The organism is Streptomyces sp. NPDC052396 (assembly GCF_044593195.1).
In the GTDB taxonomy this organism is placed as follows: domain Bacteria; phylum Actinomycetota; class Actinomycetes; order Streptomycetales; family Streptomycetaceae; genus Streptomyces.
The window spans coordinates 1-19,043 of record NZ_JBIUAW010000019.1 but is presented as its reverse complement, the minus strand read 5'-3'; the positions used below and the strand labels follow the sequence as shown (position 1 = coordinate 19,043).

General features: G+C 69.1%; 18 protein-coding genes and 2 pseudogenes. 11 read left to right on the top strand and 9 right to left on the bottom strand.

Going from position 1 to position 19,043, the window contains the following annotated elements; genetic code table 11:
* Positions 1–366: 366 nt before the first annotated feature.
* Together ACIHFE_RS31520 and ACIHFE_RS31515 are read right to left on the bottom strand one after the other, a co-directional pair.
* A complete protein-coding gene (locus ACIHFE_RS31520) occupies positions 367–996 on the bottom strand; it encodes a hypothetical protein (protein WP_400112052.1) in 630 nt (209 codons plus the stop codon).
* A gap of 257 nt (positions 997–1,253) precedes the next feature.
* Positions 1,254–1,970 carry a TetR/AcrR family transcriptional regulator gene (locus ACIHFE_RS31515; protein ID WP_400112050.1) on the bottom strand — a complete coding sequence of 239 codons (717 nt, stop codon included), beginning with the start codon at positions 1,968–1,970 and terminating at the stop codon, positions 1,254–1,256.
* 108 nt (positions 1,971–2,078) lie between these two features.
* Between ACIHFE_RS31515 and ACIHFE_RS31510 the strand changes: the two genes are divergently transcribed.
* The 3 genes from ACIHFE_RS31510 to ACIHFE_RS31500 are packed head-to-tail and all read left to right on the top strand — an operon-like array spanning position 2,079 to position 4,398.
* Complete coding sequence (locus ACIHFE_RS31510) at positions 2,079–2,423, top strand: darcynin family protein (RefSeq protein ID WP_400112049.1); 345 nt, start codon at positions 2,079–2,081, stop codon at positions 2,421–2,423.
* A complete protein-coding gene (locus ACIHFE_RS31505) occupies positions 2,420–2,851 on the top strand; it encodes a hypothetical protein (RefSeq protein ID WP_400112047.1) in 432 nt (143 codons plus the stop codon). Before ACIHFE_RS31510 ends, ACIHFE_RS31505 begins: the two co-directional genes overlap by 4 nt.
* Complete coding sequence (locus tag ACIHFE_RS31500) at positions 2,848–4,398, top strand: multicopper oxidase family protein (protein WP_400112045.1); 1,551 nt, start codon at positions 2,848–2,850, stop codon at positions 4,396–4,398. The genes ACIHFE_RS31505 and ACIHFE_RS31500 overlap by 4 nt, the downstream gene beginning before the upstream one ends.
* 124 nt (positions 4,399–4,522) lie before the next feature.
* On the opposite strand, the gene ACIHFE_RS31495 is transcribed toward ACIHFE_RS31500, so the two are convergent.
* The gene (locus ACIHFE_RS31495; protein ID WP_400112043.1) at positions 4,523–5,053 is read right to left on the bottom strand and encodes a winged helix-turn-helix transcriptional regulator; all 531 of its coding nucleotides are present in this window, start codon (positions 5,051–5,053) and stop codon (positions 4,523–4,525) included.
* 79 nt (positions 5,054–5,132) lie between these two features.
* On the opposite strand from ACIHFE_RS31495, the gene ACIHFE_RS31490 reads away from it, so the two are divergent.
* Complete coding sequence (locus ACIHFE_RS31490) at positions 5,133–5,777, top strand: dihydrofolate reductase family protein (protein ID WP_400112042.1); 645 nt, start codon at positions 5,133–5,135, stop codon at positions 5,775–5,777.
* Between the two features lie 200 nt (positions 5,778–5,977).
* Here the strand turns inward: ACIHFE_RS31490 and ACIHFE_RS31485 are convergent, their stop codons facing one another.
* Positions 5,978–7,165 carry a serine hydrolase domain-containing protein gene (locus ACIHFE_RS31485; RefSeq protein ID WP_400112040.1) on the bottom strand — a complete coding sequence of 396 codons (1,188 nt, stop codon included), beginning with the start codon at positions 7,163–7,165 and terminating at the stop codon, positions 5,978–5,980.
* 671 nt (positions 7,166–7,836) lie between these two features.
* Positions 7,837–8,835 carry a phospholipase gene (locus tag ACIHFE_RS31480; protein ID WP_400112037.1) on the bottom strand — a complete coding sequence of 333 codons (999 nt, stop codon included), beginning with the start codon at positions 8,833–8,835 and terminating at the stop codon, positions 7,837–7,839.
* Between the two features lie 387 nt (positions 8,836–9,222).
* On the opposite strand from ACIHFE_RS31480, the gene ACIHFE_RS31475 reads away from it, so the two are divergent.
* From ACIHFE_RS31475 to ACIHFE_RS31465, 3 genes are read left to right on the top strand one after another with little or no spacing between them, the layout of a single operon-like run.
* Positions 9,223–9,585 (top strand): DUF2089 domain-containing protein, encoded by a 363-nt coding sequence (locus ACIHFE_RS31475; protein WP_400112035.1) that lies wholly within the window; start codon positions 9,223–9,225, stop codon positions 9,583–9,585.
* Positions 9,582–9,842 carry a hypothetical protein gene (locus ACIHFE_RS31470; protein ID WP_400112033.1) on the top strand — a complete coding sequence of 87 codons (261 nt, stop codon included), beginning with the start codon at positions 9,582–9,584 and terminating at the stop codon, positions 9,840–9,842. The genes ACIHFE_RS31475 and ACIHFE_RS31470 overlap by 4 nt, the downstream gene beginning before the upstream one ends.
* Before the next feature lie 21 nt (positions 9,843–9,863).
* A complete protein-coding gene (locus ACIHFE_RS31465) occupies positions 9,864–10,295 on the top strand; it encodes an SHOCT-like domain-containing protein (RefSeq protein WP_400112031.1) in 432 nt (143 codons plus the stop codon).
* Positions 10,296–10,716: 421 nt separating this feature from the next.
* Here ACIHFE_RS31465 and ACIHFE_RS31460 read toward each other — a convergent pair whose 3' ends face one another.
* The gene (locus ACIHFE_RS31460) at positions 10,717–11,400 is read right to left on the bottom strand and encodes a response regulator (RefSeq protein WP_400112029.1); all 684 of its coding nucleotides are present in this window, start codon (positions 11,398–11,400) and stop codon (positions 10,717–10,719) included.
* A complete protein-coding gene (locus tag ACIHFE_RS31455) occupies positions 11,397–12,596 on the bottom strand; it encodes a sensor histidine kinase (RefSeq protein WP_400112027.1) in 1,200 nt (399 codons plus the stop codon). Before ACIHFE_RS31455 ends, ACIHFE_RS31460 begins: the two co-directional genes overlap by 4 nt.
* 144 nt (positions 12,597–12,740) lie before the next feature.
* Here ACIHFE_RS31455 and ACIHFE_RS31450 point away from each other — a divergent pair, with 144 nt between their 5' ends.
* The 3 genes from ACIHFE_RS31450 (at position 12,741) to ACIHFE_RS31440 (ending at position 16,514) form a co-directional block, all read left to right on the top strand.
* Entirely contained in the window at positions 12,741–13,487 is a 747-nt protein-coding gene (locus ACIHFE_RS31450; protein WP_400112025.1) for an ABC transporter ATP-binding protein, read from the top strand.
* Between the two features lie 169 nt (positions 13,488–13,656).
* Positions 13,657–15,978: an ABC transporter permease gene (locus ACIHFE_RS31445; RefSeq protein WP_400112023.1), complete on the top strand. Its 2,322-nt coding sequence runs from the start codon at positions 13,657–13,659 to the stop codon at positions 15,976–15,978.
* Between the two features lie 239 nt (positions 15,979–16,217).
* Positions 16,218–16,514 carry a serine dehydratase beta chain gene (locus tag ACIHFE_RS31440; RefSeq protein ID WP_400112161.1) on the top strand — a complete coding sequence of 99 codons (297 nt, stop codon included), beginning with the start codon at positions 16,218–16,220 and terminating at the stop codon, positions 16,512–16,514.
* Here the strand turns inward: ACIHFE_RS31440 and ACIHFE_RS31435 are convergent.
* Positions 16,489–17,372 (bottom strand): annotated as a pseudogene (locus ACIHFE_RS31435) (IS481 family transposase); the annotation flags it as partial. The gene ACIHFE_RS31440 and the pseudogene ACIHFE_RS31435 overlap by 26 nt on opposite strands.
* Before the next feature lie 135 nt (positions 17,373–17,507).
* On the opposite strand from ACIHFE_RS31435, the pseudogene ACIHFE_RS31430 reads away from it, so the two are divergent.
* Positions 17,508–18,392, top strand: a pseudogene (locus tag ACIHFE_RS31430) (IS5 family transposase).
* A 9-nt stretch (positions 18,393–18,401) separates the two neighbouring features.
* On the opposite strand, the gene ACIHFE_RS31425 reads toward ACIHFE_RS31430, so the two are convergent.
* A complete protein-coding gene (locus ACIHFE_RS31425; RefSeq protein ID WP_400112021.1) occupies positions 18,402–18,863 on the bottom strand; it encodes a nuclear transport factor 2 family protein in 462 nt (153 codons plus the stop codon).
* Positions 18,864–19,043 lie beyond the last annotated feature (180 nt).

The following is a 19,043-nucleotide window of genomic DNA, read 5'->3' as shown; positions in this document are numbered from 1 at the left end:
ACACCAACATCGTTCCGCGTGCCGCCCGCCGGCGGGCGGCACGGCGTCCATCCGGCGTAACCAGCCGGGTCTACGGCCCGCCGGCGCGAGGCGAGGACCGCGCGCACCTCGTATGCGGCCCCGCCGACGGCCAGGGCATGCGGCAGGCGCGGGTTCCGGGCCGTCGCCGACGTGGTGCGGGAGGCACCCAGGATTCAAGCCCGCCGGGCCCGCTCGGCGGACGCGCCGCGTTCTGAAAAGGAGGACGTCAGGGCAGTTCCCACACCGTCACATCCAGCCGCTCGCGGCCGCTTCCCGCCCCGCCTCCCACGGTGAAGAACCCGGTGCGTCCGCTCTCCGTCCCAAAGCAGGCCATGGCCCCGGCCCTCACCTCCGCCCTCCGAGGTTGGTGTTCAACAGGTCCACGCACTCCTGCCGCTTCGGCGGCGTCGAGCCGCCCCAGGCGACGATCGTGTTGCCGATGAATTCGCCTGGAGCACAGCTGAGTTGGCAGGCGAGCCCCAAATCGCCCAAGGGTGCCCGCTGCGGCGGGACGGTGTCGAGGAACCAGCCGGTGACCGGGATCCCGCTGGTGTGCCCGTCATCCAAGGTCAGCGTCCCGTGCCATCGAACGCCCACGGTCCGGGGGGTTGCGGAGGCGGGCGGCTCGGTGGCGGTCGGGGCGGGTGGTTCATGTGTGCGAGGCGATACCGGCTCCGTGGTGGCGGGGCGCGGCGGGGGCGGGGGATCCACGGGCAGGCGGGCCGGGTGGGAGGGAGCCGGGTTTCCGGCGGAACCGCCGCTTGCCGAACCGCCGTCCGACGACGGCCTTTCCCGGAAGAACAGCGCCGCCCCCAGGGCGATCGCCACCACCCCGATGACCGCGACCGCGCGCCGGGCGCCCACGGTGGGGATGGCCGGGATCTCCGCTCCGCCCAGCTTCACCGGCTGCCCGGCGGCGGCCGCGACGAGACACGCCACTCCGGCGATCCACAAGGGCACGAGATAAGCGAGCACGGCTGACGCCCCCCGTCTGTTCCCGTAGGGCCCTGGCAATGGCCACGGCGGCTCCGACGGTAGCGGGGCGACAGGAGCGGGGCCAGCTCACCCTGGGTCCGGCGGCCCGGCCAACGGTCCAGCGGTGCGGGGGAGTTGCACACGGCGGGTGAACGCGGAGCCGTCGCAGGGGCCGTGGCGGACCGGTGTGAGCGCCTCGGCGGCGGCAGTTCACCGTCGGGTCCGGTAACTCCCTTGCCTGCCGCCCGGGGTCCGGATCAGTCGGCCGAACTGCCCAGAGCGGTAAGGATGTCGTCGAGGGTGTGCTCGAAGAGCGGTTCGGGATCGGTGAGGGCGAAGTCGAGGTGCCCGAAGACCTCCACGGCGACTGTCCCGTAGAGGCGGCTCCAGCAGGCGACGAAGACGTAGATGACCTCCAGGGGCACGGGCGCGCCGGAGAGGTGTTCGCGCACCTCCTCCAACTGCGTTGCCCATGCGGGGTCGAGGTCGGTGGGCGGGTGGATGGTGCCCCGGCGCCACAGCTGGACCATGAGCTCGAGGATGATGCCGCCGAAGCGCCAGCCGGAATCGTGGGCGATGGTGCCGGGTGTGGTGTCGGCATCGGCCTCCGGCTTGGCGAACAGCAGGCCGAACTCGCGGGGGTGGGCGAGCACCCAGCGGCGCAGTTCCCGGCACACTTCGCGCAGTTGCCGCCCGGGCTCGGCGGCCGGGTGGCGGTCGCGGGCCGAGGCGAGGGTGGCGGCGAGCTCGTCGTAGAGGGACGAGGTCAGTGCCTGGATCAGGTCGCGGTGGCCGGCGTAGTAGCGGTAAAGGCCCGGCGCGGTCATGCCCATCTCACGGGCGATGGCGCGCAGCGTGACGGCGGATGGTCCTTCCTCGACCAGCAGCCGCCGGCCGGTGCGCAGGATCTCGGCCAGTGCCTCCTCGCGCACCCGGTGGCGGCGGCCGGTACGGGTTTCTGCGGTGCTGGGCATGGGGCTCGACCCGCCTTCCTTCACTCCCTTGACAAAGTTAACGCCTATCACTTTAGCTTGCTCCGAAAGTTAACACTGTTAGCAACACCTTCTTCGGGGGAGTCGGAAATGAAGTACGGCATCGTGCTCACCTACACGGTCACTCCGCGCTGGCTGGCGCTGTCGCGGGAGGAGCGAAACGCGATGCGTGCGGCGCATCTCGAACCGGTCTTCGCCGCCTACGCGGACCGGGTTCAGGCGCGGTTCTTCGACGCGGAGGCGTTCAGCGGCCATTTCTCGGACTTCGTCGTGCTGGAGACCGAGGACCTGGGCGCGTACTACTTCCTCGTCGAGGGCCTGCGGGACACCCCCGTCATCTCCGAGGGCTATCTCACCTTCGGTGAGATCTTCCTGGGGGTCGAGGACGGCTTTCATCGCTACGAGCAGGCCCAGGCGGAGGGTCCGGGCCGATGACCGGGCACAAGCGGAAGGCGGGAGAGTGGCCGATGCGTGTGCTGCGGGTCGCGGCGGTGGCGGTCCTGCTGGACACACTTGTGCAGGCGGCCCTGGCAGGTCTGTTCGTCACCGGCGATCTGGACCTGCTTGCCTGGCACGCGGTCAACGCCGGCGTACTCAGTGCCTTGACCGTTGTCGAGACGGTGTCAGCGCTGGTGGTCTGGCGGCGTCTGAACGCCCCGGGCTGGCCCGCGGCGGCCGGCGCGGCGCTGGTCGCGTTGGTCACCGTGCAGCAGAGGCTCGGTGAAGCCCGCGTGCTGGCCGGCCATATGCCGCTGGGCATGGCCATCTTCGGCTGTGCGACGGCCTTGGCGTGCTGGGCATTCACCTACCGTGCCGGTGCCGTGCGGTATGCCGGACGGTCTATGACGGGAGTTGCCGAGTGAGGGGCCTGAGCCGACGCGGGCTCCTGGGACTGGTGGCCGGCGCCGGGGCGATGGTGACCGCGGGTGCGGCGGGCTGGTCCCGCCTGGCCGGCGCGTCGACCGGCCGGGTCCTGGCCAGCGAAGGGCCGTTGCCCAAGCCCTTCGGCGTCCCCCTGCCCGTGCCGCCGGTGGCCCGGCCGGTGCGCGGGGCGGGCGGGGCCGACTGCTACGAGGCCGAGCAGCGCGAGGGCCGCGTCGAGATCCTGCCGGGCCGCAAGACCACGGTGTGGGGGTACGACGGGATCTTCCCCGGCCCGACCTTCACCGCTCGTTCGGGGCACAGGACGGTGCTTCAGGTGCGCAACAGCCTCACCGTCCCGACGGTGACGCACCTGCACGGCGGCGTCACCCCGCCGGAGTCCGACGGCTACCCCACCGACCTGCTCCTGCCCGCCCGCTGCTCACCCGGCCAGGCACACCAGGCGCACAGCGGCATGGCGGTAGCCCATGGCGGGCGGATGGCCGTCGGCTACCGCCGCTATGAGTACCCGTTGCCACAGCGGGCCGCGACGCTCTGGTACCACGACCACCGCATGGATTTCAGCGCCCCGCAGGTCTGGCACGGTCTGGCCGGCTTCTTCCTCATCAGCGACGCGGAAGAAGACCGGCTCCCGCTGCCCGGCGGAGAGCGGGACATCCCGCTGATGCTGTGCGACCGCTCCTTTGAAGCGGATGGCTCCTTCCGCTACCCCGTCCACGGCCACGACGCCTTCCCCGACGGGGTGTTGGGCGATGTCCAGCTCGTCAACGGCGCGCCCTGGCCCGTCCTGGAGGTGTCCGCCACCCGCTACCGCTTCCGCCTCCTCAACGCCTCCAACGCCCGCCGCTACCGGCTCCGCCTGGAAGCCGACGAAGGCGGGCGGGGGCGGTTCGTCCAGATCGGCAGCGACGGCGGCCTGCTGGCCGCACCCCAGCCCCTCGACACGATCGACATGGTGCCGGGCGAACGATGCGATGTCGTCATCGACTTCGCCGGTTTCCCCGCCGGCAGCCGGATCGCCCTGCGCAACACGGTGGCCCAGGGCGGCATGCGGGACGTCATGCGCTTCCATGTGGTGCGCAAGGAGCGGGACGACAGCCGTATCCCGGCCCGTCTCGCCGCCTCCTTCGAGAAGCTCGGGCCGAGCAAGGGGATGCCGGTGCGGGTCTTCGACTTCCGCCGGACCAATACGGGCGGGGACCGGCAGATGTGGACCATCAACGGCCGGCCGTTCAGCCCCGATACCGTACTGGCGTCCCCACGCCTGGGCAGTGTGGAGCGGTGGCGCTTCAGCAGCGACTTCCATCACCCCGTCCATGTGCACCTGGCCCAGTTCCAGGTCCTGTCCCGCGGCGGCAGACCGCCGGCCATGGCGGACGCGGGCTGGAAGGACACCGTGGACGTCCGCCCCTACGAGGTGGTGGAGGTCCTTGTACGGTTCGCCGGATTCAAGGGGCGCTATATGCTGCACTGCCACAACCTCGAACACGAGGACATGGCCATGATGGGCAACTTCCAGGTCGTCTGACACCCTGCTCCACGCACCCATGACAGCGCCCCGCACATACTACGGAGTTGTGGGCGCGCTTGGTGCCCTGGTCGTCGCGGCCTCCGCGCACCGCGCCCCGCACGGAATGGCCGGCGAGTGCCACTCAGCCGGTGGACGCGGCGCGTTCGTAGGCCAGAGTGAGTTCGGCGAGGACACCGTCGGCAGGCTGTGGGCCGCCTTCCAGGTGCATGGTGCGGAGTTCGGCCATGAATCTCTCCTCCAGCTCGGGGCCGCCGGCGGCGAGGAGTTGGGCGCGGATCGACAACTCGGGTGATGTGGGGAGCCAACGGGAGCCCCAGGCGCCCAGCCGTGTCATCAGCGGAACGAGTTCGATCGACGCCTCGGTGAGCCGGTATTCGATCTTCTGCCGGTGGCTTGGGTCGTCATGCCGACTGAGCAGGCCGGCGTCCACCAGCTTCGAGAGGCGGGCGGCAAGGATGTTTGACGCGATGCCCTCGACCGAATTCGTGAGGAGTTCGCGGAAGTGCCGGTAGCCGCCAAACATGACATCCCGTAGGACGACGAGGCTCCACCGGTCGCCCAGCAGCTCGACGGTCAGATTGATCGGGCAGCCCGACTTCCCCGCCGGCACGGGCAGTTGGCCGCTGCGAGCTGGTTGTTGCGTCATGTCCATGATGCAGTAGAGTACCACCGGTTGTTGATTGCAATCAGTAGCCGCTTGGCGGCTCCCGAAGAAGGACCAAGGAGGACGCATGTCCCAGCTGTTGCGGGTGCAGTGCTTCAATGTGTCGCGGGACGGGTTCGGCTCCGGCGAGGGGCAGAGCCTGGAGAGGCCCTTCGGTCACGCGGATCCCGCCGCCCTGTTCTCCTGGGCGGGCGCCACCGCGAGTTGGGTGAACCGCACCGACCCCGGCGGCACTCGCGGCCTGGACGACTACCTGACCCGCGACCACGCCCGTGGCATGGGAGCGGAGATCATGGGGCGCAACAAGTTCGGCCCCCAGCGCGGGCCTTGGGAGAACCACGAGTGGCAAGGATGGTGGGGGGACAACCCGCCTTTCCACACGCCGGTCTTTGTGCTCACCCATCACGAACGCCCGTCCTTCACCCTGGCCGACACCACCTTCCATTTCCTCAACGCGACACCGGCCGAAGCACTGGCCCAAGCGAAGCAGGCCGCCAACGGCCGGGATGTGCGCCTCGGTGGCGGAGTCGCCACCATCCGCGAGTTCCTGGCGGCTGATTTGGTCGACACCATGCATATCGCCGTCGCGCCCGTCGACCTCGGCCGAGGCGAACGGCTGTGGGAGAGCCACACCGAGCTGCTCGACCGCTTCCACCTCGAGTCCGTGCCGAGCCCCAGCGGAGTCACCCATCTCTTCTTCTGGAGGCGATGACCACGCCGGCGACTGACCGTGGTTTCGCGGGGGTTGGCCCAGGTTGCGGGAGTCGTCGATCCCCATTGCACGGGGTCGACGACTCGCGGAAGCCTTCCCGGGGATCCCTTACCGGATTGCTGACGGCCTGCTGGTCGAGCCCCCCGCGTCGGTGGCCGGCGCACCGGCGCGAATCACCGGTTCCTCATCGGCTTTGCCGCTTATGAGGCGCTGGGGCCCCCGGCGCACAGTGCGTGGTCGATCAGGGCGCTGGCCGCCTTCTCCTGGGCCAGTATGTGCTTGGGGGTGTCGCCGCGTGCCTCGGACATGGAGACCACGGCGCTTCGCCTGCCGTTGTCGGTGACGCCGTTGAGGGTGATATAGCCGCCGTCCCCGCCCTCGTGGCTCCAGTAGGTCCCCCCGCAGCTCAGGGGGCGTTCGACCAGGCCGAGCCCATACCGGCCGCCGGGCCACAGCCGTTTGACGACCTTCCCTCTCACGGGGACGGTCCGCTTCATCTCGGCCAGCTGCCGGGCCGGTAGCAGGCGGCCCGAGAGCAGCGCACGGAAGAGGCGGTTCTCGTCCCGCGTGGTCGTGGCCCACGAAAGGCTCTCGTGCTCCACCGCTATCTGGTCGGTGACGTCCACCCGGGAACGGGGGCCGAAGAGTTGGTAAGCCTGGGCGTGCGGCCGGGGCAGGGTGGACGAAGTGCCCATCCACCGGGTCTGGTTGAGGCCGAGTGGGCGCAGGATGCGGTTTTCGATCTCCTGGTGGGCGGGTTGGCCGGTGACCTTCTGGATGATCATGTCGAGCAGGACATAGCCGGTGTTGGAGTAGCTCCAGCCCTTGCTGGGCGCGTGGCCCATGGCGAGGTCAACCAGCTGCTTGGCGCTGTAGACGTTGTGGCGCTGCTGGTAGTACTCCTTCCGCGTGGTGTATCCGGGCAGGCCGTCATCCGTGATGCCGCTGGTGTGCTGGAGCAGTTGGCGGATGGTGATCTTCTTGCCGTCGTGCCCCTTGCCCTTGCCTTTGCCCTTGACCACATTCGGCAGCCAGTGGTCGACCGTGTCGTGCAGGGACAGCCTGCCCTCGGCCTCCAGTTGGAGGACCACGGTGGCGACCAGCGTCTTGGACGTGCTGGCCATGCGGAAGTAGCCGTCGGAAGGGACCGGGCGGCCGGTGTTCAGGTCGGCCGTGCCGCTGGTGGCGACCGTCTGCCGACCGTCAGACCCGATCACGCGAGCCTGCACACCACTGACACCGAGGGCATGGATCGCGTTGGTGTCCTGGCGTAACCGCTCCACAGGGGAGCGGCCGGCGGGCTGGGCGACGGCGGTGGCCACCTGCGCGCCGAGCAGCGCAGCGACACCGAGTGTCATGGCGAGGTGCTTTCGCACGGTCGAAGTCATGATCGAACGCTAGTTTTGCCTCCCGGTGCGGCACGATCCGGCGCACCCCAGGGTCGGACTGGGGATATCCCCACCCCAATGGGCGCGAGCGCATCAGCACGCCGCGTCGGCCTCGGCTCCGGCCGGGACGGCCGATCCCACGTCCCCTGGGGTGCGATGGACTACAGCCGGACGGTGGTGCCGGGCTCGACACGGCTGATCGGGATACCGGTCAGGCCGTTCTCGCCCAGGAGGCTGGCGGTGGAGGCCTGGCCGAGGTCACTGAGCATGAGTTCGTGGATCTGGATGACGCGCTCGGGCTTGACCGCTCGGATGTAATCGGCGGCTTCGCCGAGCTCTGACTTGTACGATGCCTCTTGAACCCGCGCCCGGTCGAAGTCATCGCGGTTGAGCCCGGCCCGGCGATGCTGACCGGCGTGCTGTGCGTCCGGCGGGACCGGCCCGCGGGGAGTGGGTCGGCGGGCTCGAACACGCCGGGCCGGGGCCGCAGTTGTCGCCATGCCTGATGGCGCGGCGCGGCGGAACCCTCGGCCCGACGCCCTTGGATTCTTGAAGCCGTCCTCGTTCGCAGGCAGTTGCCTGCTGAGGAAGAGCCGTCGGCCGGGATCCCGGCCGACGGCTTGAGAGGGCCCATGGACGCAGGGGGTGCGGACCCGGCCCGGGGCTGCCTGTTACCTGAACATGCGGTCACCGCTGGTGGCCATGCGGTGGGTGCCGCCGTGGTGGTTCACCCAGTCACGGACGAGCTTGATGGCGTTGGCGCACTGCCAGTTGTCGTCGTACTCGCGCACGCCGGTGAAGGCCCCGTAGCCCGCGATGATGCCGTCCACACGTGCATCGCCCAGCAGTTTGTCGACGTACCACGGGTCGTTGTACGTGGTCGTCCAGGACAGCGTGGCCGCGAGCTTTCCAGCGGCACGGTCCGCGGCGCCCTTCTTCAGTTCCGCGCAGGTGTTGTAGGTGGCTTCCGTGCAGTTGCCGAACCCCTTGGAGATATCGCTGTCGCCGTAGTCCATCGCCCGGTGACCGGTCGGGAGCCCGGAACCGGCCCGGTTGTAGGCGCCTTCGGCCTGGTCGCGGGTCCCGGTCGTGGTGATGCCTTCCAGCTTGCCGAGCTTGCCTTGCAGGCTCTTCCAGCCCCGGCCGCCGACGTCCGGGGTGCTACCGCCGTGGTACTCGTAGAAGCCGTAGAGCACCTGGATCCCGGCAGCCGTCAGCCGCTGCGCCTTGTCATGCAGTCCGGCGACGCTGCACCCGCGGTTCGGGGCTTCTCCGCAGTAGTTGGGGTCCTTGATGTCCAGCCAGACCAGCGCCAGCCGGCGGCCGGCTTTGGCGTTGGAGACAATGCGGTCGATCATGCTGTCGAAGCTGGGGCCGCGCCGGTTGTCGCCGGCCGAGGAGCAGTCGTGATAGGCGCGCCACTCGTTCGGGTTCCACCAGGCGCAGACATCGATCTCGATGCCGTTGGCGCCATGCTTGAGTGCGGCGTCCACGCCGTCCAGGGTGTCGACTCGGTGCGCGATGGCGTAGATCGCCTGACGGTGATCGGCCGCTGCCGCCGGGGTCGTACTGAGCGCGGTGGCGCCGATGATCCCGCACAGTGCCGCCACCAGCGCCCGTAACATCCGTGGGCCGGCGCCATGTTGAAGGTGAGTGGTCAAGAGAGGCACTCCTTCATGTCGGTGTCCTGAAGCGGACATTCCGATCTCATCAACTGCACGTTGACATGCGATAAATGGGCAATAAACGAAAACTGGGTAAGGGTGGACTATGAGCGGCAGACAACCCTTTCCGCTCACTCCGGACTTCACCTCGGTCGTCGTCCATGGGTTCGTGATGCCGAGGCCCGCGCTGCCCGCCCCGCAGCCTGGGGCGGGGCCAACTGCCCGGAGTGCTGGTCTTGTTCGCCATGGCATGGGAGGACTCATGCCTCGCGGCCGCCGCCCACGCAAGCATCGAGAATCAGATTGAGAAAATTAAGGTCAGTGCGTTGCTGACTTAAAAAACTCAAGGTACAACTGAATGGCAGGTGCGTCGCGAGAGCAAGGGAGTCGAGGGTGGACTGGCAGGAACTGACTGACCTGACGCGCGGACAGCCGTTCGTCGTCGAGCGGGTCCGCCTCGCCGGCAGCGGTGTCGCGATCGAGGGGCAGTTCGAGCCGCCGCAGCTGGCTCAACTCAGCGTCGACGACCAGGTGTTCGTCGCCGCGTTCGTGCGATCACACGGTTCGATCAAGGAGATGGAGCGGACCTTTGGGGTGAGCTACCCGACGGTCAAGTCTCGGCTGAACCGGATCGCCGAGCAGCTCGACTTCGTCGACACCGACCCGGCGCCCAGCGGCGCGGATGTCGTCGAACGCCTGCGACGGGGGGAGATCAGTGCCCAGGAGGCGCTGGCCGAGCTGGAGGGTTCCGGGTGATCCCACAGCTGGTGACGGTGCGGTACCGCCGGTCCAATGGCCGCTGGCTGCGGCTGTATGTCCCTGTCCTGCCGGTGCTGCTGGTGCTCTCCCCGCTGCTGCTGCTCGCCGTGCTGGGCGGGCTGGTCGCATGTTTGGTCACCAGGGTGAGTCCGGCGGTTGCGCTGCGCGGCGTCGGCCGACTGCTGTGGGCGCTGCCCGGCACCCGGTTCGAGATCGAGGAGGGCCGAACGGCCTTCCTGGTCAGCATCAGATGAGTCAGAGAGCAAGGAGCACTGATGAATGAGCAGCGCCGCCAGATCCTGGAGATGCTGGCCGAGGGCAAGCTCAGCGCGGAGGAGGCCGAGCGGCTGATAGACGCTCTCGAACGGCAGCAGCCCGAGGCGCCGGCGGGCGCCACGTCCCGCCCGAAGGCCCGGCCCAAGTACCTGCGTGTGGTGGTGGAAGCGGCGGACGACTCCGGTGGCGACGGGTCGAGCCGGGTCAACATCCGGGTCCCGCTCCAGCTACTGCGCGCCGGGGTCCGGCTCACCAGCCTGATCCCTCCGCGGGCGCTCACCAAGGTCAACGCTGAGCTCAACAAGTCAGGAGTACCGATCGACCTCGGCGAGCTCAAGCCGCAGCACCTTGAGGAGCTCGTCGACCAGCTCGACGACATCGCCATCGATGTCGACGACCCCGGCTCCAAGGTGCAGATCTTCTGCGAGTGACAACATCGCGGCGCCCCACACCCGCCGGGACCACGGGGGCGGCCGGCCGGTAGCCGCGGGCGTCCAACCCCGTGGTCCCGGTGGGTACCTGGGAATCCGCAGGCGGCATCGCCCGATCTTGGGGCCGGTATCTCCGCCTGGCTCAACGTCGGATCCGACCGCGGGCGGGCGTGCGACACGCTCGCCGCCTTCGACGCCCCGGAGAAGACCGAAGGCGCCGCCATGGCTGGCGTCCGCACCCGGCGCGGGCGGCATTGACGTGTCGCCGGGCCCGGGCCTGAAGGCCGGTCCTGCCAACTAGGGCGGGCCGGAGCGCCTGCCCGAGGTGACCTCCGGCAGAGGCCCGGGTGCAGGTGGGTGAGTTGGCGCAGCCGGCGAACGCGGCGAACTCGTGGTCGGCGATCGTTCTTCTCATCCCGCCCTACCGTCTACGCGGCACGAGTCCGGTGTCGAAGGCGATGATCGCCAGCTGGACGCGGTCTCGCGCCTGGAGCTTGGCGAACAGACGCGCGACATGGGTCTTCGCGGTCGCCGCGCTGATCACCAGCCGCTCGGCTATCTCAGCGTTCGACAGTCCCTGTCCGACCAGTGCCAGCACCTCGCGCTCCCGGTCGGTGATCCCCGGGATGGGACTCGAGTCCGCGGCGGGCTCGGCGTCCGGTTCGGGGGCCGCGGGGCCGGACGTTCCGGCGAAGTCCGCGATCAGCCGTCGGGTCACGCTCGGCGCGATCAGCGCGTCGCCGGCAGCCACCACGCGGATCGCGTCCAGGATCGCGTCCAGGGCCATGCTCTTGAGCAGGAATCCGCTGGCCCCGGCGCGCAGTGCGCCGTAGACGTACTCGTCGTCGTCGAAGGTCGTCAGCACCAGCACCTTGGGCGGGTCCGGCTCGGCGGTCGCCTGCCGGGTCGCCTCGATCCCGTCCATGCCCGGCATCCGGATATCCATCACCACGACGTCCGGCCGCAGTTCACGTACCAGGCGCACCGCCTCGTGGCCGTCGCCGGCCTCGCCGACCACCTCCAGGTCGTCGGTGTTGCCGATCAGGATGGCGAGCCCGACCAGCATCAGGGGTTGGTCGTCGGCCAGCAGCACTCGCACGCTCATGCCGGGAGGCTCGCCGTCACCCGGAATCCGCCTTCCGGACGCCGGCCCGCGCTGAACTGGCCGGACAGCAACGTCACTCGCTCGCACATGCCGAGCAGGCCGAAGCCGCTTCCGCCGGCCGCGGAGTGCCTCGGACGGCCCGGCCCGCCGGAACCGTCGTCCCCGTCGTCCACCACCTCGATCCTCACTCCTTCCGGCTCGTAACCGACCGCGACCCGGCACGTTCGCGCCCCGGAATGCCGCACCACGTTGGTCACCGACTCCTGGATGATCCGGAATGCCGACAGTTCGATCTCCGGCGGCAGTGGACGCTGCTCGCCCTGCCAGGTCACGTGGACCCGCACCCCGGCGTCGGCCGTGCGTTCGGCGAGCCGCGGGACGTCGGCCAGGCTGCCGGCCGGCGCCAGCGGAGCGGCCTGCGGCATGGCGTCGTCCGGCTCGGCGCGGCGTAGCGCCCCGAGCATGCGCTGCAGCTCCAGCAGCGTCTCCCGGCTGGTGGTCTCGATGCCGGTCAGCGCCCGCCGCGTCTGCTCGGGCTTGGTCTGAACGACCCGCGCCGCCGCTCCCGACAGCACCGTGATGATCCCGATGCTGTGCGCGACGCTGTCGTGCAGTTCGCGGGCGATTCGCAGCCGCTCGGCCATGACGGCGTGGGCCGCCCTCTGCTCGTGCAGGGCTTCGAGGTATTCACGGCGTTTGCGGTACACCCCCCCGAAGACCCACGCGACCGCGAACCACAACGCGATCCCCCCGGTCCACTGGGCTGCGTCGCCGACGTTCTCCCCGGGGTAGCTGTGGATGTCGTTGACGAACGCGGCCGCGACGCCCGCGACGGAGCCGACGGCGGCAGCCTTCGGCCGCCGGGCGGCGAGGTACCCGCTCAAGGCGACGAGCAGGACGAACACGATCACGGGCCGCGCGCCGAAGGCCTCGCCGAGGACTGATTCGCCCAGGATCACCGCGAAGACGGTCGCCGGCAGACGGCGCACCAGCAGAACCGGAAGGGCGAGCACGATGTACAGACCCAGCATCTGGACGGGCTCGAGGTCGGGGAACCGGAACAGGCCGTTCTCAGGGGTCGGCATCGTCCAGGGGAGCAGCATCGCGTAGAAGCAGGCGGTGGCCGGCACCACGGCCTGTGACATCAGCCAGGTCACGCGCTTCGATGTCGAGAGACGCTGCAGAAGCTCTTCCATACGGAGATCGTATTCAGTGGCGTCGGCTCTGCGCGTCGCCCCGGGGATGTACGCGGGGTACGCCGCCGGGCCGATGGCCTGGGGGAAGAGGTGACATCCGCCGGCCGACGCGATGGATCGTGGTCCGTTCGTAGGTTCATGGCCATGACGAATCCGCCGATGATCGCTCTCCAAGACGCGATAAAGAAGTACGACGACGGCCCGCCCGCGCTGGCCGGTGTGACCTTGTCCGTGGCGTCCGGTGAGTGCGTGGCGATCCTCGGCCATTCCGGCAGCGGGAAGTCCACGCTGCTGAATCTGATCGCTGGTCTGGACAAGCCTTCCAGTGGCACCGTGACCGTCGACGGCACCCGCGTCGACCAGCTCGGTGAGGCCGGTTCGGCGAAGTACCGCCGGGCCTCGATCGGCATGATCTTCCAGTACTTCAACCTGCTCGACGACCTGACCGTGTTGGACAACGTCATGGTTCCGGCGCAGCTGACCGGGATGGGCAAGGGCGAAGCGAAGCGGCGGGCCATCGAGCTGCTCGGCTCGCTGGGCATCGACCGGCATGCCAAGGCATACCCGCAGCGGCTGTCCGGCGGGCAACGGCAGCGGGTGGCGGTGGCCAGGGCCCTGATGAACAAGCCGGCGCTGCTGCTGGCCGACGAGCCCACCGGCGCGCTGGACTCGAGCTCGGCCGAGGACGTGCGCCGGCTGCTGCTGGACCTGAACAGCGAGGGCCAGACCATCTTGTTGGTGACCCACGATGTGCAGTTGGCCGCGAGCACCGCGCGCCGCACGATCGAGTTGGTGGACGGCGCGGTCAAGCGGGACGTCGTCAACGACGGCAGCGGTGCCGGCCTGGCCGCCCGCACGCCGCTGACCCGTCCGGCGGGAGCGGTCGGATGACACTGCGCAAGCCGCCGATGCCCCGGCGCCTCTTGGAGGTCGGATTCCGGGCCGTGGCCCGCCTGCTGCCGGCGGTGAGCCGGTGAGCGTCTTGGGCAAGGTCGTACGCTCCGGCGTGGGCCGGCGTCGGGTCCAGTCCATCGTCATGGCCCTGACCACGTTCGCCGCAGTGACGTCCTCAGTACTCTCCCTCGGCCTGCTGGCCGTCGTGCAGGCCCCGTTCGACCACGCCTTCAGTGCTCGGAACGGGGCGCACCTGGCGGTCCAGTTCGACGGCTCGAAGGCCACGGCCGCGCAGGCCGCCGCCACCGCGCACGCCGCCGGCGTCACTGAGGCGACCGGACCGTACCCGATCGCCGCCGCCCTGGACACGACCGTCGGCACGGACTGCCCCAACAAGGATTTCGCCGGTCACGACAACGGTCCGATCACCGTCACCACCCGGCCCGACCTGGGTAGCACCTCCGGGATGGACCAACTCGTGCTGACCCAGGGGCGCTGGCCGACCAGCCCGGGCGAGATCGCCCTGCCGTGGCAGCACTATGCCACCGTCTGCTTCGGCGATTCGGTGGTGTTCTCCTCCCTGCCGGGCAAGCCGTCGTTCAAGGTCGTCGGCTTCGGCGGCTCGGTGACCAACAGCGCGACCGCCTTCGCCACCGCCAACGGTTTCGCGCGGCTCACCGCCGCCGGTGCCAAGTCCGACAAGCAGATGCTCTACCGGTTCGCCAAGGCCGGGACCGACGCCGACATCGCCACCGACAAGCAGGCGGTGGCCGCCGCCGCGCCGGCCGGCGCGGTCGAGAGCGGACAGTCGTACCTGACCGCGAAGCAGCAGGCCGGCGGCAACGCCAGGGCCTATGTGCCGTTCCTGATCGGCTTTGGGATCCTCGGGCTGTTCATGTCGGTGCTGATCATCTCGATCGTGGTCAGCGGGGCTGTGGCCTCGGGAATCCGGCGTATCGGGATTCTGAAGTCGTTGGGCTTCACCCCCTCGCAGGTGGCCCGCGCCTACACCGCGCAGGCCATGATCCCGGCGACGCTCGGCCTGGTGCTCGGCACGGTTTTCGGCAACCTCCTGGCTGTGCCGATCCTGGACGAAACCACCAAGCAGCTCGGCGCGGCCAGTGCCACGATTCCGTTGTGGGTCAGCGCCGTGGTGCCGCTGGGCACCCTGCTGATCGTCGGCACCACGGCCTTGATCCCGGCACTGCGGGCCGGCCGGATGCCGACGGTGCAGGCTCTGGTGGCCGGCCGCGCCCCCAAGGCCGGGGGCGGTCGGACGGCGCAGCGTCTGGCCTCGCGGCTGCCGCTGCCCCGGGCCATGTCGCTGGGTCTGGCCCAGCCGTTCGCCCGGCCGGCCCGGGCCGTACTGGTCGGTGCGGCGGTGCTGTTCGGCGTGGTGAGTGTCACGTTCGCGGTGGGGCTGGGGACCGCGTTCAACAAGTACTTGGACACCAGTACCTCAGGCTTCAACGTCGCGTCGGAGATCGTGATACCCACAGCCGACGTAGGCGTGCCCTGGGGTCGCTACGGCCCCAACGACCCGCGCAGGCCGCACCTGGACGCCGCCAAGGTGGCCGCCGCGCTCGCCAAGACCCCGGGCACGAAGGCCGCGTTCGGCTGGGGCGAGAGCGGTGCGACCATCGTCGGCGCCCCGCCCGGCGGCGAACCGCCGAAGGTGTTCACGATCACCGGCGACTTCTCCTGGACGAACATGGAGCTGCTGTCCGGCCGCTGGTTCTCAGCGCCCGGCGAGGCCGTGGTCGGCGACAAGCTGGCCACGACGGTGGGGATCCACGTCGGTGACAACGTCACCGTGGTGCAGCAGAACAAGCAACTGCCGCTGAAGGTCGTCGGCATCAACTTCGACACCAACGTGGGCGACTACACGGTCATGACGGGTGCGGCCACCTTCACCGCCGCCGGTCTGGCCCCGCACATCGAGCAGTTCAACGTCGAGCTGGCCGACAAGGTCAGCGGATCGGACTGGTCCACCTCAGCCGCCGCCGCGCTGACCCCGCTGAACGCCTCGGTCCATCCGAACTCGGGCGGGGGCAAGAACATCGTGATGATCATCATGGGCACCCTGGTGGCCACGCTCACGCTGATGCTGGTGGCGGTTGCCGCGCTCGGGGTGCTGAGCATGGTGGTGCAGGACACCCGGGAGCGGGTTCATGATCTGGGGATCTTCAAGGCCCTCGGGATGACGCCGAAACAGACCATTGCGATGGTGCTGACCTCGGTGTCCCTCACCGGCCTGATCGCCGGGCTGATCGGGGTCCCGCTCGGGGTCGCGGTGGAGAAGGCGACGCTGACCCCGATGGGGAACGCGATCGGCCGGCACCTGCCGCCGAGCGTGTCCCACGTCTACACCGCCGGGCTGCTCATCCCCCTGCTGGCCGGCGGGATCGTGATCGCCCTCCTCGGGGCACTGCTGCCGGCCAGCTGGGCGGCACGGTCCCGGACCGCCACCGCACTGCGGACCGAGTAGGACCTACCAGAGCCGCCGGTCGCCGCAGCAAAAGCGGTGCTGGGCACTGCCCGGCGCGGCAAGAACGCCAATGCCGACCTTCCCCGGTTGACAGCCTCGGGAGGTCGGCATTCCGGCGTTCTTTCCTCAACACAAAGGCGTGAGAGGCACCCAGGATGGCGGTCGGCGTTTTCGACCTGTTCTCGATCGGCATCGGCCCGTAGAGTTCACACACCGTCGGCTCGATACGCACGGCCCGGATGTTCGTCAAGCGCCTGGACAACGAGGGCCCGCTGCCCCGGGTGACCAGGGTCCGCGCAGAACTGCTCGGCTCCCTCGGCGCCACCGGCCACGGCCACAGCAGCCCGAAGGCAGTGTTGCTGGGGTTGGAGAGACAGGTGCCGGCCACCATGGATGTGCGCGGGCGTGGAGCCGGACCTGGCGCGCATCCGCGAAAGCGGCCGACGGCGGCTGTTGGGCACCGAGAAGGGCGCCGAGGCCGAGATCGCCTTCACCGAGGACCACGGCCTGGTTGTATTGCCCTGCAGCGTTGTTGACGCGGCTGATCGGTGGCTGGCCTGCCAGTGCGGTGTGGCAGCGATGGTGGTTGTAGGTGTGCAGGAACGCTGGCAGGGCGGCGGTTCGCTGGTCGTTGCTGGTGTAGGGCCGCAGGTAGGCCCATTCGTCGAGCAGGGTGCGGTTGAACCGTTCGACCTTGCCGTTGGTCTGTGGCCGGTAGGGGCGGATGCGTTTGTGGGTGATGCCGGCTGCGGCCAGGCTCTGGCTGAAGAGTCTGGACTTGTAGCAGGCGCCGTTGTCGGTCAGGACACGTTCGACGGTGATGCCGTGGCCGGCGAAGAAGGCCTGGGCCCTGAACCAGAACGCGGTGGCTGTCTCCTGGCGTTCGTCGGCCAGGACTTCGCTGTAGGCAAGGCGGGAGTGGTCGTCGACGGCGGAGTGGATGTAGCTGTAGCCGATCACCGGTTCGCAGCTCTTGCGCCGGTCGGTGGTGGCCTGGCGGTTGCGGTCGCCCGCCTCTCTGCCCGTGCGCCAGCCGCCTCCGTCGGGGATCCTGCCGAGCTTTTTGATGTCGACGTGGACCAGCTCACCGGGCCGGGACCGCTCGTAGCGCCGTACCGGTTCCCCAGTCGGCCGGTCCAGCCAGGCCAGCCGGTGCAGTCCGTGGCGGACCAGGATCCGGTGGACGGTGCAGACCGGCAGGCCCAGGATCGGGCCGATGCGGGCCGGGCCGAGCTTGCGGTCCTGCCGCAGCCGGCACACCGCTGCCTCGGTCACGGCCGGGGTACGGTGCGGCGAATCTCGGCCGCGACATGCGCAACCGGACGGCCGGAACAGACACGATCAACCAGCAACCGTCTCCCGAAGACAGTCAGCCGGGCATTACGGTGGGACACGAAGACCTCCGTGCGGTGCAGTCCTAGACAGCTCCACCACACCGGAGGTCTTCGCCGTGATCAAGGCCTACGACTGTCAACAACGCTCGTGATCAATACAACTAGGCGTGTATCGAAAGCGGATCTTGAAGTGAGATGATCTCGCTTTGGGCACGTGGAGATCTGACGGATATGCAGTGGGCCCGCCTGGAGCCGCTGTTGCCGATGGGTGCGAAGCCGGGACGCCCGCCGATATGGACCAGGCGGCAGCTGATCGACGGCATACGGTGGCGTACCCGTACTGGGGCGCCGTGGCGGGATGTCCCGGAGAGGTACGGGCCCTGGGGCCGGGCGTACGACCTTTTCGCCGTTGGCAGCGAGACGGCACATGGCAGCGGATCTTTGCCGAACTGCAGGCCGTGGCCGACTCGAAACAGCTGTTCACCTGGGACATCAACGTCGACTCCACTGTCTGCCGAGCTCACCAGCACGCCGCCGGAGCACGGAAGAAGGGGACCTGCAGGTCGAGCCGCCCGGCGGAGCCGCCACTGAGCCGGACGACCACGGGCTCGGGCGCTCGCGCGGCGGCTTGACCATCAAGCTGCACCTGGCCGTCGAGCAGGGCCAGAAGCCCATGTCGCTCGTGATCACGGCCGGGCAGCGCGGGGACTCCCGCAATTCGAGCCAGTGCTGGAGAAGATCCGGGTGCGTCGCGTCGGGTTCGGCAGGCCACGCACCCGACCGAACCGGGTGCGGGCCGACAAGGCGTATGCCTCCCGCAAGAATCGTGCCTACCTGCGGCGTCACGGGATCCGCTACACCATCCCGGACAAGGTCGACCAGGCCCGCAACCGCAAGAACCGTGGCCCGCGCGGCGGCCGCCCGCCCCGGTTCGACAAGATCGACTATCGCGAGCGGCACGTCGTGGAGTGCGGCATCAACCGCCTCAAAAGACACCGGGCGGTGGCCACCCGCTACGAGAAACGTTCCGTCCGCTACGAAGCGACCGTCCTCGTCGCGGCCAGCAACGAGTGGCTGTGACCAGGCATCTCACAGGTGGCTTCGCTCGGACGGCGCCACCGCCGCACAGGCATCAGCGATCGCTTCCGTGTCCCAGTAGAAGGGGCGGACCTCAGAGATCTGCCCGTCCTGGACCCTGATCGTCTGCAAAATCGGGAACGCGAGTTCACGGCCGGTGGCACGAGCTCGAGCACGGACCTGGGTGAGTACCACGGCAGTCTCGCCGGTGGCGAGGAACTCCTGCTCCGCCATGTCGAACGACTCCCACACCTGACTCATCGCGAGGAAGAACTTTTCCATGCCCTCGCGCCCATGCCAGGTTCCGCCATAGGGCAGAGCATCGGCTTGGTGCAGCACGACGTCAGGCGCGAAGAACGGAGCAAGCAGGTCGAACGAGGCCGAGCCCGGGCCTCCGGCTGCCAAATACTCGGCCTCAGCCGCATACATGCCAGTAAGGACGGTTAGCGAGTCGGTTGCGAAAGAAGCTGTCATGCCGTCAGCGTGATCAATCGCGACGGATCGCGCTGGCGGCAATCAGACATCGATCTGTGGTGTGGGGAGCACTTTTGATGTAGGCCCTAGTCTGCCGAGTCAGGAATCCTGTTCAGATGAGTAGAGTTGCCTCGTGGCACGTATGGGGCGGCCGCTGGCCGAATTAACGCTGTCGAACGA

Coding starts and splice junctions, on each gene's coding strand:
- ACIHFE_RS31440 (WP_400112161.1), top strand. CDS start 16,218: ATGTTCGTCAAGCGCCTGGACAACGAGGGCCCGCTGCCCCGGGTGACC.
- ACIHFE_RS31495 (WP_400112043.1), bottom strand. CDS start 5,053: ATGGACATGACGCAACAACCAGCTCGCAGCGGCCAACTGCCCGTGCCG.
- ACIHFE_RS31510 (WP_400112049.1), top strand. CDS start 2,079: ATGAAGTACGGCATCGTGCTCACCTACACGGTCACTCCGCGCTGGCTG.
- ACIHFE_RS31460 (WP_400112029.1), bottom strand. CDS start 11,400: ATGAGCGTGCGAGTGCTGCTGGCCGACGACCAACCCCTGATGCTGGTC.
- ACIHFE_RS31425 (WP_400112021.1), bottom strand. CDS start 18,863: ATGACAGCTTCTTTCGCAACCGACTCGCTAACCGTCCTTACTGGCATG.
- ACIHFE_RS31455 (WP_400112027.1), bottom strand. CDS start 12,596: ATGGAAGAGCTTCTGCAGCGTCTCTCGACATCGAAGCGCGTGACCTGG.
- ACIHFE_RS31450 (WP_400112025.1), top strand. CDS start 12,741: ATGACGAATCCGCCGATGATCGCTCTCCAAGACGCGATAAAGAAGTAC.
- ACIHFE_RS31505 (WP_400112047.1), top strand. CDS start 2,420: ATGACCGGGCACAAGCGGAAGGCGGGAGAGTGGCCGATGCGTGTGCTG.
- ACIHFE_RS31485 (WP_400112040.1), bottom strand. CDS start 7,165: ATGACTTCGACCGTGCGAAAGCACCTCGCCATGACACTCGGTGTCGCT.
- ACIHFE_RS31465 (WP_400112031.1), top strand. CDS start 9,864: ATGAATGAGCAGCGCCGCCAGATCCTGGAGATGCTGGCCGAGGGCAAG.
- ACIHFE_RS31490 (WP_400112042.1), top strand. CDS start 5,133: ATGTCCCAGCTGTTGCGGGTGCAGTGCTTCAATGTGTCGCGGGACGGG.
- ACIHFE_RS31515 (WP_400112050.1), bottom strand. CDS start 1,970: ATGCCCAGCACCGCAGAAACCCGTACCGGCCGCCGCCACCGGGTGCGC.